13 protein-coding genes and 2 tRNA genes are annotated in these 14,999 nt (G+C 62.2%); 6 read left to right on the top strand and 9 right to left on the bottom strand.

Annotated elements, in window-relative coordinates:
• Positions 1 to 7: 7 nt before the first annotated feature.
• Positions 8 to 568: a TetR/AcrR family transcriptional regulator gene (locus KBX18_RS02245; protein ID WP_255994658.1), complete on the bottom strand. Its 561-nt coding sequence runs from the start codon at positions 566 to 568 to the stop codon at positions 8 to 10.
• A gap of 90 nt (positions 569 to 658) precedes the next feature.
• On the opposite strand from KBX18_RS02245, the gene KBX18_RS02240 reads away from it, so the two are divergent.
• Together KBX18_RS02240 and KBX18_RS02235 are read left to right on the top strand one after the other, a co-directional pair.
• The gene (locus tag KBX18_RS02240; protein ID WP_255994657.1) at positions 659 to 1,375 is read left to right on the top strand and encodes a hypothetical protein; all 717 of its coding nucleotides are present in this window, start codon (positions 659 to 661) and stop codon (positions 1,373 to 1,375) included.
• Positions 1,372 to 3,516 (top strand): YhgE/Pip domain-containing protein, encoded by a 2,145-nt coding sequence (locus KBX18_RS02235; protein WP_255994656.1) that lies wholly within the window; start codon positions 1,372 to 1,374, stop codon positions 3,514 to 3,516. Before KBX18_RS02240 ends, KBX18_RS02235 begins: the two co-directional genes overlap by 4 nt.
• Positions 3,517 to 3,583: 67 nt before the next feature.
• On the opposite strand, the gene KBX18_RS02230 is transcribed toward KBX18_RS02235, so the two are convergent.
• The 4 genes from KBX18_RS02230 to KBX18_RS02215 all read right to left on the bottom strand — a co-directional run bounded on the left by KBX18_RS02230 (position 3,584) and on the right by KBX18_RS02215 (position 8,201).
• Complete coding sequence (locus tag KBX18_RS02230) at positions 3,584 to 4,942, bottom strand: S9 family peptidase (RefSeq protein WP_255994655.1); 1,359 nt, start codon at positions 4,940 to 4,942, stop codon at positions 3,584 to 3,586.
• Positions 4,943 to 5,407: 465 nt separating this feature from the next.
• Positions 5,408 to 6,940: a beta-galactosidase gene (locus KBX18_RS02225; RefSeq protein ID WP_255994654.1), complete on the bottom strand. Its 1,533-nt coding sequence runs from the start codon at positions 6,938 to 6,940 to the stop codon at positions 5,408 to 5,410.
• A 221-nt stretch (positions 6,941 to 7,161) separates the two neighbouring features.
• Positions 7,162 to 7,536, bottom strand: a complete 375-nt coding sequence (locus KBX18_RS02220) for a hypothetical protein (RefSeq protein ID WP_255994653.1) — start codon at positions 7,534 to 7,536, stop codon at positions 7,162 to 7,164.
• Positions 7,533 to 8,201 (bottom strand): CPBP family intramembrane glutamic endopeptidase, encoded by a 669-nt coding sequence (locus KBX18_RS02215; RefSeq protein ID WP_083770232.1) that lies wholly within the window; start codon positions 8,199 to 8,201, stop codon positions 7,533 to 7,535. Before KBX18_RS02215 ends, KBX18_RS02220 begins: the two co-directional genes overlap by 4 nt.
• Here KBX18_RS02215 and KBX18_RS02210 point away from each other — a divergent pair.
• Together KBX18_RS02210 and KBX18_RS02205 are read left to right on the top strand one after the other, a co-directional pair.
• The gene (locus KBX18_RS02210; protein ID WP_255994652.1) at positions 8,189 to 9,169 is read left to right on the top strand and encodes a polysaccharide deacetylase family protein; all 981 of its coding nucleotides are present in this window, start codon (positions 8,189 to 8,191) and stop codon (positions 9,167 to 9,169) included. The two genes, KBX18_RS02215 and KBX18_RS02210, sit on opposite strands and share 13 nt — an antisense overlap.
• 43 nt (positions 9,170 to 9,212) lie before the next feature.
• Positions 9,213 to 10,325, top strand: a complete 1,113-nt coding sequence (locus KBX18_RS02205; RefSeq protein WP_255994651.1) for an FAD-dependent monooxygenase — start codon at positions 9,213 to 9,215, stop codon at positions 10,323 to 10,325.
• A 487-nt stretch (positions 10,326 to 10,812) separates the two neighbouring features.
• Here the strand turns inward: KBX18_RS02205 and KBX18_RS02200 are convergent.
• The 4 genes from KBX18_RS02200 to gyrA form a co-directional block, all read right to left on the bottom strand.
• Positions 10,813 to 10,885 (bottom strand) — tRNA-Ala (locus KBX18_RS02200).
• 15 nt (positions 10,886 to 10,900) lie between these two features.
• A tRNA-Ile gene (locus tag KBX18_RS02195) sits at positions 10,901 to 10,974 on the bottom strand.
• A gap of 64 nt (positions 10,975 to 11,038) precedes the next feature.
• Complete coding sequence (locus tag KBX18_RS02190; protein ID WP_005287639.1) at positions 11,039 to 11,380, bottom strand: DUF3566 domain-containing protein; 342 nt, start codon at positions 11,378 to 11,380, stop codon at positions 11,039 to 11,041.
• A 3-nt stretch (positions 11,381 to 11,383) separates the two neighbouring features.
• Positions 11,384 to 14,035, bottom strand: coding sequence for a DNA gyrase subunit A (gene gyrA / locus KBX18_RS02185; protein WP_255994650.1), 2,652 nt, complete (start codon positions 14,033 to 14,035; stop codon positions 11,384 to 11,386).
• 100 nt (positions 14,036 to 14,135) lie between these two features.
• Between gyrA and KBX18_RS02180 the strand changes: the two genes are divergently transcribed.
• Together KBX18_RS02180 and KBX18_RS02175 are read left to right on the top strand one after the other, a co-directional pair.
• The gene (locus tag KBX18_RS02180; RefSeq protein WP_255994649.1) at positions 14,136 to 14,357 is read left to right on the top strand and encodes a CopG family transcriptional regulator; all 222 of its coding nucleotides are present in this window, start codon (positions 14,136 to 14,138) and stop codon (positions 14,355 to 14,357) included.
• A gap of 355 nt (positions 14,358 to 14,712) precedes the next feature.
• On the top strand, positions 14,713 to 14,985 hold the full coding sequence (locus KBX18_RS02175) for a TetR family transcriptional regulator (protein ID WP_255994648.1): 273 nt from the start codon (positions 14,713 to 14,715) through the stop codon (positions 14,983 to 14,985).
• The last annotated feature ends 14 nt before the right edge of the window (positions 14,986 to 14,999 follow it).

The raw sequence follows: 14,999 nt of genomic DNA, 5'->3' as shown, positions 1-14,999 counted from the left end.
GCGGTAGTTACCCCGCGTTCCTCCAGGCCGTGAGCAACCGGCCAACAAGGCGGCGCTGCACGTCTGCGTCAACTGCCACCATCTCGCCGTCGAGAGGCCGTGTGACCACGAACATCTCGGCGGCGAACTCGAGCGGCGTGAGCCCGGCAGGCACCAGGCCGGCTGGCGCCGCCTTGTCCAGCACACCTTGGAAGGCCTCCATGGTGGCCGCCCGTTCGGCGGACAGTTCCGGATGGTGCTGCCACCGGTCATGGGCGATAGCGGCGACGAGGGGGCCGGCACCGTAATCGAGAAGCTGCCACACAAAGGTGTCCCAGTGGGCCTGGGGGTCGTCGGCAAAGCGTGTGAGTGCTTCGTCGATGAACTCCCCCACGTTCGTCAACAACCGCAGCCCGCACGCGGCGTCGAGGTCCGCCCGGGTGGGAAAGTTGCGGTAGAGAGTGGCAATGCCGACCCCGGCGCGGGCGGCGATGGCCTCGAGGGTGACGGTGGATTCAGGGCGGGTGCGCAGCAGGTCGCATGCCGCGTCAATGATTTTTTCGCGCCGTGCTTTTGCGTCAGATCTCATCGTCCCCGCCTTGACTACAGTCTTGCAGTGCGGAATGATACAGCATGAATTTCCGATAGTCTATCCTCCACTTAGCCGAGGGGGCACCCAATGGAACCCATCTTCAACGTGCGGGATCTTGTTTTGCGTAAAGGCGATGATCCGCTGACGTTCGACATCTACGACGGCCTGACCCTCCTGATCACTGAGCGCGAAGTCGGCGCGACCACGCTGTGCATGACGCTCGCCGGCCGCTTCAGCCAGAAGAGCGGTGACGTGCATGTTGGCGACGCATCGAAACCCCGCCAGCGCTTCAAGAAGGTCGCGCTCGCCGGAACCACGCTGCTGGACAGCTTGGAGCGCCAGGTGGACACCCGCGAGGTGATTCGCGAGCAGGTCGCCTGGGCGCAACCGTTCTTCAAGTTCGTGCCGAAGGACATTCTCAGCCACGACTTGGTCAAGCCGTGGCTGGAGCCGTTGCGCCTGACTGACCTTGACCCGTCTCTCGACGTCGGTGATCTGACCGTCCAGGACCGTTTCCGTTTGCGCGTCCTTCTCGCGCTGGTCGCGCGCAAGAACGCCGTGGCGATCGTCGTGGACGACATCGATCAGATCCGCAGTGCAGAGCTGCGCCGGGAGCTTCTCGACGACCTTCTCACGCTCTCCCGCCACCTACCGGTTGTCGTGAGCACCGTGAACGAGGACCCGGGCAATCACGCGGACCACGTCATAGATCTGCGCTCAGGCAACCCGTCCGAGCCCGAACTTGAAACCGAACAGACCGAACACACCGAACACACCAATCAGACCGAGGAGGCCAGCGCATGATTTCCGGACTTCATGTGGGCACCCACTTCCGCAAGCTGCTCAATGGCGTCTTGCCGCCGCTGGCGTTGCTGGCCATTACGGTTCTACCGCTGCTGTTCGGTGGTATTTTCGTGTGGTCGTACTTCGACCCGTTGGGCAACCTGGACAAGATCCCGGTGGCGCTGGTCAATTCAGATCAGGGCGCAGAGGGCCCGGACGGGGAGGAAATGCGCGCCGGCGACCAGGTGACAGAAGAGTTGCTCAAGGTCGAGCCGATGAACTTCGTCGAGGTCAGCGCGGAGGAAGCACAGCAGGGCATCGCGGACGGCACCTATTACCTGGGTGTGGAGATCCCGGAGGACTTCTCTGAGGCCGCAGTGTCCGTGAACTCTGACGAGCCGCACCCGGCGAAGATGAACGTCACGCTGAACAACACCAACGGCTTCATCCCCACCATGCTGGGTAACCAGGTGGCGCGTGTGATGACGGCGGTGATCAGTAGCACCGTCGGCGAGCAAATCACCAACACATTGTTCATGGGCTTCAACACCATCGGGGACGGCATGGACCAAGCCTCTGAGGGTGCCGGTCAACTGCACGAGGGTGCCGGTGAAGCGAAGGATGGCTCCCAGAAGCTTGAGGACGGGGTGCACAAGCTTGAGGATGGGGTTGATACTGCCGTCGAAAAGCTTCCGGAACTCGTCGATGGCGCGCACAAGCTTGACGACGGTGCCAACAAGCTGGACGACGGCGCCAAGAAGCTCAACGAAGGCCTCGGGGAAGCTTCGGACGGCGCCGACGAGCTCGCGGACGGCATGGACAAACTGCGCACGGCGACCAACGCGCTGGGTGCCGGTGCTGCCGCTGTGTCCGCTGGAGTGGATGAAGTCACCGGTGTCAGCGACCAGCTCGCACAGCTGCAGGAGGCCAACAGGAAGATCAATGAGGCGCTGGACCAAGCGATCGACGACCTAGAAAACGTCGGCGGTCCGGCAGCGCGCGACCTGGTCGACAAGGCCCGTGAGACGCAGGCTGCGGCCGGAATTTCCGTTGATCCGGAGACGCAGCAGATGGTCGATACCGCGCTGGATCCGGAGACGATCAGCAAGCTGCGGCAGCTTCGCGACGGCGCCCGCGAGCTGTCCTCCCAGCTCAACGACCCCGCTGCAGAGTACGTGCAGGGCATCAACACGGCCGCTGATGGCGCGGAAACCCTCTCCGCCGCGTTGAAGCTGTTGCACGACGGCTCCGGCAAGCTCGTCACGGGCACCGGGGAACTGACCGATGGCACCGAGACGCTGGTCGTCGGTGTCGACTCGGCAGCCGAGAAAACGCCCATGCTTGTCGACGGCACACGCCAACTCGTCGTCGGCGTCGAAGCCCTCAACGAAGGCCTGATTCAGCTTGACGACGGCTCCGGCGAACTCGCCCTGAAAATCACCGAAGGCGCCGAGCAAGTCCCCCGCTTTGAAGGCTCCAAGCTGGAGGACGCCTCATCCGTGGCCTCCTCCCCTGTCCGCCTCAACGAGACGGGTGACACCCTGACTACCTTCGGCCAGGGACTGTCGCCGTTCTTCCTGTCGCTGTCGCTGTGGTTCGGCGGCCTGATCATGTTCATGATCTTCAACCCGATCTCCCGCCGTGCGATCGATTCCGGTACAAACCCGGCGCGCGTGGTCATGGGCACCTGGATCCCGGCCGTGGGGATCGGCTTGATTCAGGCGCTGATCCTGTGGCTCGTCCAGGTCTTCCTGCTGGATATCGACCCGGTGCACCCCGGCCAGATGCTCGGCGCGCTGTGCTTCATTTCGATGGTGTTTGTCACCTCGATCATCGCCATCAACGCCCTTTTCGGCCCTAACGTGGGCCGTCTGCTGACCATGGTGCTGATGACTTTGCAGCTCGTGGCCTCCAACGGTGTCTACCCGCCGGAAGTCCAGCCGGACTTCATCCAGTGGGTCCACTCCTGGGACCCGATGCGCTTCTCGGTGGACCTGATGCGCCACACCCTCTTCGGTTCCTCTACCGGCGACCCGCGTTTGGAACAAGCCCTCGGTGTCCTCGCCTTCGTGGGAGTGGCGGCCTTCCTCCTGGCGATGGCCGGGTTCTGGCGCGAGCGTGTCCTCATGGACAAAGACATCCACCCCGAGCTACAGGTATAGCCCGGGCTGACAAGCAGCCCGGGCTAGGGTTTCGGGGGTTTTAACCGGGGGGGTTAAGCCCTGTGGTTTAGCTCATGACCCCGTTCAGGAAGGGCACGGAATCCCTAGTAGAAATGAGCATGGTGTTCACGTGGTCGGATGGGTACCAGCGGACCACAACGCGGTTGTTGCGCGGGTTGCCGATGAATTGGCGGGCCCAGATCTCCGAGTTGAGCACCATCCCGATCGGGGTGGGCACGTCCCAGTCCCACAGACCGTGGCCCAGGAAGACCGGCTTGTCGTAGCCGCTCACCGGGGTGGTCAGGAATTCACGGATCGCGGCGTCCGCGCCCGGTACCTCGCGCAGCGGTTTGTTGAACGCCTGCGCCAGGCTCACCCCATCCATGGCTTCAGCAACCTCGAAGAGGCAGCTCTTCTTGGACTGCTCAATCATGCGACGGCCTTCGTCGGTCAGCGCGGAGTCGAAGTCGACGTCCGGGTTAGCCTCCTGGACAGCTGCGAGAATGTACAGCGAGTAGGTTGCCGAGATTCCCGGCTGCGGTGTGCGCGGGAAGGTAGGACCAGCAGTGACCATGAGGTTTTCAATGTACGCCGGCGCACCGGTTGCCACCGCACCTCGGTAGTCAAGCCCCGTGTCCTTACTCAGCGTCGACGCTTGGCGGGCAACGTGGAGAGCAACACCGCCTCCTTGGGACTGCCCGATCACCGACCATTTGTCGGCGAACACGGGCTCACTGTCTTGCGGAATCTCCATGTTGTGCGCGGCAGCAACGGAGTCAACAACGTTCTCTGATGCGACCTTTCCGTTGAGGTAGCTGTGGAAGCCGGGAGAATCCAGCCCCACGTAATCAGAAGCGACAATCGCGTAGCCCTCGTCCAGGAAGGTGTTAAGGTAATCTGCTTCAACCTGGGAGAGAGGGTTGATCGACGGCGCACACTCATCAGCCAAGCCGACCGTCCCGTGCGCCCAGGCCAGCACGGGCCAGCCGCCCTCCGGCTTCTCACCCTCCGGCAAGAAGACAGCGCCAGTACTCACTGCAGGTTGGTCGTGCTGGTTCACGGTGGTGTACGCAATGCGGTACTGCTCCGATGCGCTGTCTAATCCCACGCGTTGGTCGAGCGGCACCTCAGCGAGCACGGTTCCCGGTTCACCCTGCGGAGTCACGTTAGGGAGACCACTGCGGTAGACGGGATCTGGCTCTTCGACGTCATCCATCACCGCCCCGGTGTCGGCGGCGCTCGAGCCGTCCAGTTCAGAGCTGGTCGAGCTCAAGCCGTCGACCGCAAAGCTGCCCGAGCTCAACGAACTCAGCTCTGAGAGAGAGCTCGGGTCTTCCTGCGCCAGCGCCGCCGGCGGGACTGCTAACCCAATGCTCATTGCCAGAGCGGCCATCGCGCTGCCGACGACTCGCGTGTTCTTCTTCATGCCATGCCTCCTGATAGAAACTTGAGGTTTCTTAATTTGTACACAAAGTTCTTCGGCTTTTCTACATGTGTTATTTACTTAGCCGATACGTGTTCGTTACATAGGCACGGCGTGGCGGTGCACAACGTGACGGAGTGGCGGACTAGTTTTCCCCGCTAACTGCAGGTTCGTCGTGATCAAACGAGACCCCCGGGGCCTCAAAGGGGGGCCTTGACGCGGAGATTTCTGTTTGCTCAGCGTTGAGGACTCAAGGGCATCCGCCTCCTGCGGAAAAGTTGACAAACTGGATTTCTGCCTAGCGCCATTTGTGCAGGTCAAAAGGTTTTCGGTGCCCCAAACCGGGGAAACGTTTGTCAACTTTTCCGCACGGCCTGCCAACAGCGGGACAACATAGCGAAAGCTCCCGGGAGGCCGTGCCGCTAGAGCACACCCACCGGGAGCTTCGGGTTAGTCCTACCGGGAGTACTAGGAGAACAAGTCCAGGAACTTCTTCCACACGTTATTGCGCAGGAAGCCAGAGATGGATGTCCACAGGCGAGCCAAGGGGCTATCTCCGGAGTCCGACTTTTGTGCGGACTTCTCCTTGTTCGCCTCGGCCTTTTCTTCGGAATCGGGCTTCGAAGGCTGGGAGGCTTCGGACGATTCAGAGGACTCGGTGGGCTCGGATTCTTCTGCAGGGAGGGATGCGCCGGAGTCCACCTCGATGTCATCTTCAGTCTGCGGCAGGGGTGCGCCGGAGTCCACCTCAACGTCGTCGTTAGCCGGCGGCACGGCTCCGGATTCGACCGGCGTGGCGTCACCGCCGCCGGTGAAGTTCTTAATGGTGTGAGCAGCCGGCTTCCACGAACCATCGGCGCGGAGAACACCGAAGTAGTCTTCCTTATCATTGGATCCGTAGGGCTTGCGGTCGTGGAGCTGGTAGAAGATGATCGGCCCGAGGTTGGGGGTTTCGTTCCAGGCCTCCATGTAGTCCTGGTAGGTCTCCGCCTGCACCTGCTCGTTGGCGTTGAGGGTGTCCTGGCCGGTCTCGGTCAACCAGATTTCCTTGTGGCCGTCACCGTGAGCGGACATCACGGAGTGGAGGGACTTGCCTGGGGAGCGTTTCGTCTTCGGCTCATCGAACATGTAGGCCCAGCCGTTGTATTCCCAGTACTCTGCACCGATGCCGTAGGGGTGGTGGGCCAAGGAGTCGAAGTTACCCTTGGCACCAGCGTCATACATCCGCTCGAGATACTCCACACCGTTGACGACGGTGCCATCATCGTAGGTGGGAAGCACAACCTGGCCACCAGCGATGACGTTCACGTTCGGGTTAGCAGCGTGCGCCTTCGGGTAGGTCGCCTGAAGAAGCTTGGTGTAGCTTTCCGGGCTCGGGTTCGGGTCCTCGGAGGATTCCCTCCAGAAGCCCTGCATCGACGGCTCGTTCCACACTTCGTAGTCCACGATTCCGTGGGCAGAGTAGCGATTGACCACGTCAGCGAAGTACCGCCCGTAATCGTTGTAGTACTCGGGCTTCGGCGCGTAGGTGTCCTTGTAGTGGTCGAGCGAGTTCTTTTCTGCCTCGGACATGTCTCCAACGCTGGTCGCCCACTGAGGTGCGGTGGAGACCTGCATCATGACCTTGATGTCGTACTTTTTAGCGATCTCAACGGTCTGGTCGAGGAACTTCCAGTTGTAGTGACCTCGTTCGCGCTCGATGTGGTACCACGGAGCGCCAACACGGGTCCACTCAACACCCATCTCCTTGGCGGTCCGGAAGGACTCTTCGACCTCGCTTACTGATGTCGCGTCGTCGACATGCTTGGTGACAATGCCAATACCGTTCGTACCGCGGTAGGTCGTCGTATCTTCCGCCTGTGCCTGCGGAGCCACCAAGAAGGAAGCCGTCAGCGCTGTGATCACGCAGGTTGCGAGCGACGCGTTACGAGCGTTGCGTTGCGGGAAAAGTGCCTGAAGAAACTGGGTGAATCGTGCGAAACCGCTAGTGCGTGAATCCATGTTCCGTAGACCGCCTCAAGATCCGCTCTGGAATGATTGCAAAATCGTTTCATGAGTATAACGTAAAGATAAACTAAGAAACAGTCTGCGGACAGCTACATCGAAAGCGGCCAACACTGTCGACGCGACGCACCCTCAGCTACGCCGATAACCTGCACGCCACTCCTTCCGGTGCAAGCCAGCCAGTGAGGTCCTCATGGCGCGCTGCCCAAACGCCGCACCTAACGGCCTGGCGCCGCCAGTCCCGCCTCAATGGCGGCGACGGCCAGCATTGTCCGGTTCGTCATCCCCGTTTTGGCAAAGATGCGCTTGAGGTACGTTCGCACGGTCTCGGGCTCCACGACCAATGCGATGAACGGATCCCGGATCAGCTCCAGAGCCCACCCCGCGATGGTCGTAACGAGCAGCTCCACCGGCATGACAACGGGAAACCGCCTGCTCAACGCCGTAGCGGCAACCGCGAGAACGCACAAGACCGCGCCGGTGGCCGCATCAGCCGTGGACGCGACGTGCTCCGGCCGCGGGATCCACAGCAGCGCCATAATCAAGCATGGGACCGCAATGTCGGTGAGAAACGTCAGACGTGTTCGCATCATGGGATCAGCATCGGGAGCAGCGACAGAGTATTCACCGCCGCATGCAGCAGGAATGACAGCACGATACCACCCTTCCACGTCACCAGCCCGAAGCCGAGGCCTGCGAAAATGTGCGGCAGGACGAAGATCATCTCCGCCGCGCTGACACCGCTGGCGTGCACCAGCCCGAAGATGAACGCCGACGCGACGATCGCCCATCCCGGCGCGAACCATTGCCCGAGAAACCGGATGAGGAACCCGCGGAAGAACAGCTCCTCCCCGGCCGGGCCGAGCACAGCCATCCACGCAACGCTCACCAACGCCGATTGCTTGACGACGATCTCCCCCACCGCCACATCATTCTCCAATTCATAATCCGCCAACCCCGTCAGGTTGATAGCGATACTGAAGATGACGCTTCCGGCAATCAGACACCCAAAGAACAAGCCCAGCACACCGAGAACGCGCAGAGGCTGGCGGAGATTCTCTGCCAAGCCGAGCGCATGGTCCAGGAGGACGCCCCGGAATGCCCACACGCCAACGGCAGCGAGCACGGCGTTGGCCGCTATCGCCACGGGCGCGTCGAAACGAATGAAGAAACCCCGCACTCCCCAGGCGACATACACGGCGGCGAACAGCCACATCGCGGGGGTGATCTTGAAAGACATGAACGTTGAACTACGCATACCTGGTAGTCAACGCGCTTCCCCGTCGCCGCCGCGTCCCCCAGATGGGGACAATTCGGAGGCCATTGTTGCGCACCGCCCGCCGGCCCATGACGATAAGCGGAATGGATCAGCAGTTCAGTCGCGCACAATTCCTCACCGGCACTCTCATCGCCGCCGGTGCCGCCGTGCTCGGCGGGTGCGCCAATCTGGAGGGGAACACGCAGGCCAGCGGCACGCGCACCACCGCAGTCACCCCGACCAGCACGACACCGAGCACCACTGCCCCGCCGTCGGCTGAGACCTACGCGACCCTTACCCCCACTACGTTCGATCTGCACATGGACGGCATCACCGACACTGTCCCCACCACGCCCGGCGCGCACACGATCGCCCTGACCTTTGACGCGTGCGGCGGCCCGACGGGGATGGGGGTAGATGAGGCGCTCGTCGATACGCTTCGGGAGTTCAGCGTTCCCGCGACGCTCTTCCTCAACCACCGCTGGATCGAGGAGAACCCTGACATGACGCGCACGCTTCACAGCGACCCCCTCTTCCGCCTCGAAAACCACGGCACCCTCCACGCACCCTTGTCGGTGAATGGCCAATCCGCCTACGGCATCGCCGGTACGAGCTCTCCCGCCGAGGTTATTGACGAGATCGAAGTCAACCGCGAGTTGCTGCGTTCTTTCGGTGCCGATTCGACCTGGTTCCGTTCCGGAACTGCCCACTACGACGATGTCGCCGTGCAGATTGCCCGCGACCTCGGCGTGAGCATCGCCGGGTTCTCAGTCAATGGTGATGACGGAGCCAAAGCTTCCGCAAGTCAGGTCGCCGCCCGCATCCAGGACGCGCCTGACGGCGCGATTGTGCTGGCCCATATGAACCACCCCGAGTCCGGAACCGCCGCGGGTGTACGCGCCGCCCTGGAGGAGATGAGCGATGCCCGCTTCGTGTTCGTCGACGGGTCAGTGCCTGACGCGAGATAGTCAGGCTGGGGAGCCGTTCACGCTGGCCAGTAAGCTCGAGGCCATGAGAGTAGGCATCATCGGCGCTGGCATTTCGGGTCTTGCACTGGGCGCGGCACTTCACCGCAACGGCATGGACGTGCAGATTCACGAGAGTCATTCACAGGTGCGCGGCGGTGGATCCGGTATCACCCTCGCCCCGAACGGTCTGGCCGCCCTCGATGCTTTAGGCATCGGCGCTCGCTTCCGTGAGCTGCAACAGAACCAAGTCCCTCTACGGGGTGGAATTCGCAACCCCCAGGGGAATTGGCTGACGCATATCCCAGCTGAGGTCACCAAAGCTTCACTCGCGCTCGGTCGCTCCGAGCTCCACGCGCTGCTTATCGACGACATCCCTGAGGCGCGCATTCACACCTCCGCCGAGGCTTTGGCCGTTGACGCTAGCTCCGGCGTTGTCACCTTCGCCAACGGCGCGGTGGAACAGTTCGACGTGGTCGTCGGTGCAGACGGGATCCGCAGCGCGGTGCGCCGCAGCTGCTTTGACGGCCCAGAAATCAGTTACGCAGGCTACAGCGCGTGGCGGGCAATCACCGAGGGCCCGGTACTCGACGCCGGCTTCGAAACCTGGGGCGCAGGCGCTCGATTCGGCGCCGTTCCGCTTCACGACGGCCGCGTCTACTGGTTCGCTGTCCGCACCGGCCCGGAAGCTCAACCCGGCGAGACCGGCCTGAGCCAGTTGAGGGACGCCTTCGGTCAGTGGCATGAGCCCATTCCTGCTTTGCTTCGCTCAACGCCGGATGAGTCGATCCAGTACCTGCCCATCCAGGAGTTGGCGTCTCCCCTGCCGAGTTACCACTCCGGCAAGGTGGTGTTGGTGGGCGATGCGGCCCACGCCATGACCCCGAACCTCGGTCAGGGCGCGTGCCAGGGCCTAGAAGATGCTGCAGTTCTTGCCGGGCTTCTCCAGAAGGGCACTGTGGATTTGAGCGCTTACGACGAGCACCGTCTGCGCCGAAGCCAGCAGATTGCGCGTCAATCCAGGCTTGTTGGGCGCTCTGTGCACACCGGCGGTGCTCGCATAGCGGCAGCGCGCAACTGGATGCTCAAACGTATGCCGGATGCAGCGACGAACCGACTAGTTCAGGCGGTGACTAGCTGGGAAATGCCAACCCTCTAGAACTACCGGCACCGAATGCCAAGCCACCAAAAACCGCGCGGGCGACTTTGGGCAGGTTGATGATCCCCGTGGACCGCGGATGTAACTGCAGGCCGGAAGAACGATAAGGGTCTAGTTCATGTCTCTGAGATTCCCACTTTGCATCAGACTGAGAATCAAAGTGTCAAACTGCGAATGAAAGTGCGAATTTCAGCCATTCATTTCATAGTTTCATTGACTCTTAGATTCCAACCTCTAAGCGCGGCTGTAGACCGTGGCCTTTCTCCCCTGACCCCCGACCATGACCACGTATCCCTCCGCCAGGAGTTAGCAGTTTCGCACTTCGATTTATGAGTTTGAGACCCGGAGCTCGGCATCCAAAAAGGCCAGATCTAACCCCCACGACACGCCGAGCCAGACACACATTTTGTCGTTTAACCCGCCTTTCTCCTACGGACGTCGCACACAGCAAGAAGACCCCCTAGCCGAAGCTAGAGGGTCTGGGCTGTGGAGCATAGGAGAATCGAACTCCTGACCTCCTCCTTGCAAGGGAGGCGCTCTACCAATTGAGCTAATGCCCCTTTGTTCCGAACTTGTGGGCCTAGCAAGAATCGAACTTGCGACCTCATCGTTATCAGCGATGCGCTCTAACCGACTGAGCTATAGGCCCCGCTCGGAACTTCTAGAACATTACCCAGACGCTTTGATAGAACCAAATCGCCTGGTCACATGCCCTATTGCTGGTCGGTTAGTTCGATGGCTAGGCCACCAACAAGGTCTGCCAACGCATTGTAGATGAACGCGGTCAGCGGAGCCATGAGAGCGACGAAGACGACACCGGTCGCCCCGCTCAGACCGGCCAGGGCCAGCACGAGCGGGAAATCGATCGCGGTCTCGCCGCCGACGCCGCCGATCAGCGAGTTCATCGAGTCCACGACACCTGCTGCATCGATGACGAAGTACAGGACCGTCACGGCGAGCAGCCATGCTGCGAAGCCGATCAGCGACAGCAGGATGCCGATCTTGAAGGCGCTGCCCGGCCGAATCCGGGTGAGGGTCACGTTGCGTGCGGCCATGGCCTACTCCTCACCCTCAGAGTCGTCCTCAGAGTCATCCTCGTAGTCGTGCGACTCCCCGACCTCGTCGGTCTCCACGGAGTTCACGTTCACCGCCGTGCCGGAGACTTCGGTGGAGGCGGCGCTGGAGACGGTGTCAGAGACCTCCTCGAGGGTCTTCTCACCCTTGGCCACTGCGGTGGCTTCCTGCTCGCCTTCGTCCTCGACGTTGACGTCGATAGCAAGCAGCTCAACGTCGTCACCGAGGTCCACCAGGCGCACTCCCATCGTCGCGCGTGACGACGGCCGAATCTGGTTCACCTCCGTACGAATCACCCCACCAGCTGACGTGATGGCGAAGATCTGGTCATCCTCCTCCACTGCCAGGGCACCGATGAGCTTGCCGCGCTTCGGGGTGTACTTGAACGTCATCACGCCCATGCCGCCACGGCCCTGCGGGTTGTACTCCGCGATCGGGGTGCGCTTGCCGTAGCCGCCGGAGGTGGCCACCAGCAGGTACTGGCCGTCGGACACGGTGGTCATGGCCAACAGCTGGTCGTCGCCGCGGAAGCGCATCCCCTTCACACCGGCGGTGGCGCGGCCCATCGGGCGCAGCTGCTCGTCGTCGGCGGTGAAGCGGATGGACTGGCCCTGCTCGGAGACGAGCAGAATGTCGTCGTCATCGCCCACCAAGGACGCGCCGATCAGGGTGTCGCCCTCGTTGAGGTTGATGGCGATCAAGCCGGCGGAACGAGCGGACTCGTAATCGGTCAGGCGGGACTTCTTCACGCGGCCGTCGCGGGTAGCCAGCACCAGGTACGGGGCGTCCTGGTAGGTCTGGATCTGGATGACCTGGGCGATCTTCTCCTCCGGCTGGAATTCCAGCAGGTTGGCCACGTGCTGGCCGCGGGCGGCGCGGCCCGCCTCCGGCAGCTCGTAGGCCTTCAACCGGTAGACGCGGCCGAAGTTGGTGAAAAAGAGGATCCAGTCGTGCGTGGAGCAGACGAAGAAGTTCTTCACCACGTCGTCCTGCTTCAGCTCGGCACCGCGCACGCCCTTGCCGCCGCGCTTCTGCGACTTGTAGGCGTCCACCTTGGTGCGCTTGGCGTAGCCGGTCGCAGTGATGGTGACCACGACGTTCTCACGGGCAATGAGGTCTTCCTCGGTCACGTCGCCGGTAGCGGCGACGAGTTTGGTGCGGCGTTCATCGCCGTGCTTATCGACGACCTCGCGCAGCTCGTCAGCCACAATCGCACGCTGGCGCTCCGGCTTGGCCAGGATGTCCTTGTAGTCAGCAATCTCGGCCTCGATGGCAGCGAGATCGTCGACAATCTTCTGGCGCTCGAGGGCTGCCAGACGGCGCAGCTGCATCGCCAGGATGGCGTCGGCCTGGACCTCGTCGACGTCGAGAAGCGACATCAGGCCTTCGCGCGCTTCGTCGACCGTCGGGGAACGGCGGATCAGCGCGATGACCTCGTCGAGCATGTCCAGCGCCTTGACCAGGCCGCGCAGGATGTGGGCGCGCTTTTCGGCCTCGTCGAGGCGGAACTGGGTGCGCCTAACAATGACCTCGATCTGGTGCGCCACGTAGTAGCGCAGCATCTGGTCCAGGCGAAGGGTGCGGGGTACGCCGTCGACAAGCGAGAGCATGTTGGCGCTGAAGTTCGTCTCCAGCGGCGAGTGCTTGTACAGGTTATTCAGCACCACGCGCGGTACCGCATCGCGCTTGAGCGTGACCACGATACGCATGCCCACGCGGTCAGAGGACTCGTCCTCGATCTTCGAGATGCCGGTCATCTTGCCCGCAGCGACCTGCTCGGCGATGCCGGAGATGAAGTTGTCCGGGTTGACGTTGTACGGCAGCTCCGTGATCACGATGACCTGGCGCGTGCCCACCTCTTCAATCTCGGTCACACCGCGCATGCGGATCGAGCCGCGGCCGGTGGTGTACGCGTCGCGGATGCCGGAGTCGCCGACGATCATGCCGGCCGTCGGGAAGTCCGGGCCCTTCACACGCTCCATGCAGGCGTCGAGGGTGGTCTTCTCGTCCGCGTCGTGGTTGTCCAGGATCCAGTAAATGGCCTCCGCCAGCTCACCGAGGTTGTGCGGCGGGATGTTCGTGGCCATACCAACGGCGATACCGGACGAGCCGTTGAGCAGCAGGTTCGGCACACGCGACGGCAAAACGTCCGGCTCCTGAGCCTTGCCGTCGTAGTTCGGGGAGAAATCGACCGCGTTCTCACGGATATCGCGGACCATTTCCATCGCCAGCGGCGTCATCTTGCACTCGGTATAACGCATGGCCGCCGGGCCGTCGTTGCCGCGGGAGCCGAAGTTACCTTGGCCGTCAACAAGCGGATACCGCATGACCCACGGCTGCGCGAGGCGCACAAGCGTGTCATAAATCGCGGAGTCACCGTGCGGGTGGAACTGACCCATCGTGTCCGACACCGGGCGCGCGGACTTCACGTAGCTGCGCTCCGGACGGTACCCCGAGTCATACATCGCGTAAATAATGCGGCGGTGCACCGGCTTCATGCCGTCGCGCACATCAGGCAGCGCGCGGCCGACGATCACGCTCATCGCGTAATCGATGTAGCTGGTCTGCATCTCCTCATTGATATCGATGGGGAGAATGCGGTCGTAGGTGTCACCGCTCAAAGTGTCGTCACTCAATGTGAGACCTTTCTATCTCTGGACATGTCAGTGGTCAGTCTACGCACCACTGAGGCCATTCCCGAGATGGCGTGCGGTATCAGTTTGATACCATTCACGCATGGCAATGACGCTCAGACTGTCCACCGAGGAAGACCGCGCGCTCACTGTGCTCGCCTCCGCATGGGGGTGCTCAAAACAGGAAGCAGTCAAAAGAGCGGTCGCCATCGCAGCAGCTCGCATGCTTGACGACGCCACCGTCACCCAGCTCGCCCGCGACACCATCCCCGGATACACCGGGATGGAAGCCCGGATCCGTCGCGCCCGGCCAGGTGAGGGGTAGAGGTGCGTCTCGGGGTGGGCCTTCGCTCGCCCCTCGCCCGCCGGCCCTGCCCTCCCCTGGCCGCCGGGCCCTGCTTTCCGCTCCTAAACCCTTCGCCGCCGGGCCTCCTGCAAACGATGACAAACTCGATTGCAGGAGCGGGTTTGGCAAGGCCCCTCGAAGGCCATAAAACCGGGACCGGACGCCAGAACTAACCGATAGAAGACTCGCCGGAGGCGTCGTGCGGATTACTCGACAAGCTTGTCGTCGATCTAGACCAACGAAACGCTCTGACCTGCACCAACAGTTCCAGACAGAAATCCAGTTTGTAAACTTTTCCGCAGCGACCTGAAACCGCAGCACCCTTGAACCGCTCATGAAACCGCTCACGCCTGAACAACTGCTCATCATCGCTGACGAGTTCTGCGCCCACCACGGCGGCGCCATCCGCAGCTACTCCGCCCTGTGCGCTGCGGCCGCGATCCCCGGTGCTCGGATCGAGGGCATCCCGGTTTTCGACTCGCCGGTGGCGGCGGGTGAGGCTTTGGCTCGGGGCGTCGTCAAGCTTGAGCCGCTGCGTGGGGACAATAGCGCTTTCGCGTCGACCGCCCGGGATGTCTATGTACGTTGGGCTGAAACTATTTCATGACGTTTTGCTACTCT

Source organism: Corynebacterium sp. CCUG 69979, from assembly GCF_024454095.1.
Classification (GTDB): domain Bacteria; phylum Actinomycetota; class Actinomycetes; order Mycobacteriales; family Mycobacteriaceae; genus Corynebacterium; species Corynebacterium genitalium.
Note: the sequence above shows the minus strand (reverse complement) of the source record. Positions and strands in the feature narration are given on the sequence as shown.

Coding starts and splice junctions, on each gene's coding strand:
- KBX18_RS02245 (WP_255994658.1), bottom strand. CDS start 568: ATGAGATCTGACGCAAAAGCACGGCGCGAAAAAATCATTGACGCGGCA.
- KBX18_RS02240 (WP_255994657.1), top strand. CDS start 659: ATGGAACCCATCTTCAACGTGCGGGATCTTGTTTTGCGTAAAGGCGAT.
- KBX18_RS02235 (WP_255994656.1), top strand. CDS start 1,372: ATGATTTCCGGACTTCATGTGGGCACCCACTTCCGCAAGCTGCTCAAT.
- KBX18_RS02230 (WP_255994655.1), bottom strand. CDS start 4,942: ATGAAGAAGAACACGCGAGTCGTCGGCAGCGCGATGGCCGCTCTGGCA.
- KBX18_RS02225 (WP_255994654.1), bottom strand. CDS start 6,940: ATGGATTCACGCACTAGCGGTTTCGCACGATTCACCCAGTTTCTTCAG.
- KBX18_RS02220 (WP_255994653.1), bottom strand. CDS start 7,536: ATGATGCGAACACGTCTGACGTTTCTCACCGACATTGCGGTCCCATGC.
- KBX18_RS02215 (WP_083770232.1), bottom strand. CDS start 8,201: ATGCGTAGTTCAACGTTCATGTCTTTCAAGATCACCCCCGCGATGTGG.
- KBX18_RS02205 (WP_255994651.1), top strand. CDS start 9,213: ATGAGAGTAGGCATCATCGGCGCTGGCATTTCGGGTCTTGCACTGGGC.
- KBX18_RS02190 (WP_005287639.1), bottom strand. CDS start 11,380: ATGGCCGCACGCAACGTGACCCTCACCCGGATTCGGCCGGGCAGCGCC.
- KBX18_RS02180 (WP_255994649.1), top strand. CDS start 14,136: ATGGCAATGACGCTCAGACTGTCCACCGAGGAAGACCGCGCGCTCACT.
- KBX18_RS02175 (WP_255994648.1), top strand. CDS start 14,713: ATGAAACCGCTCACGCCTGAACAACTGCTCATCATCGCTGACGAGTTC.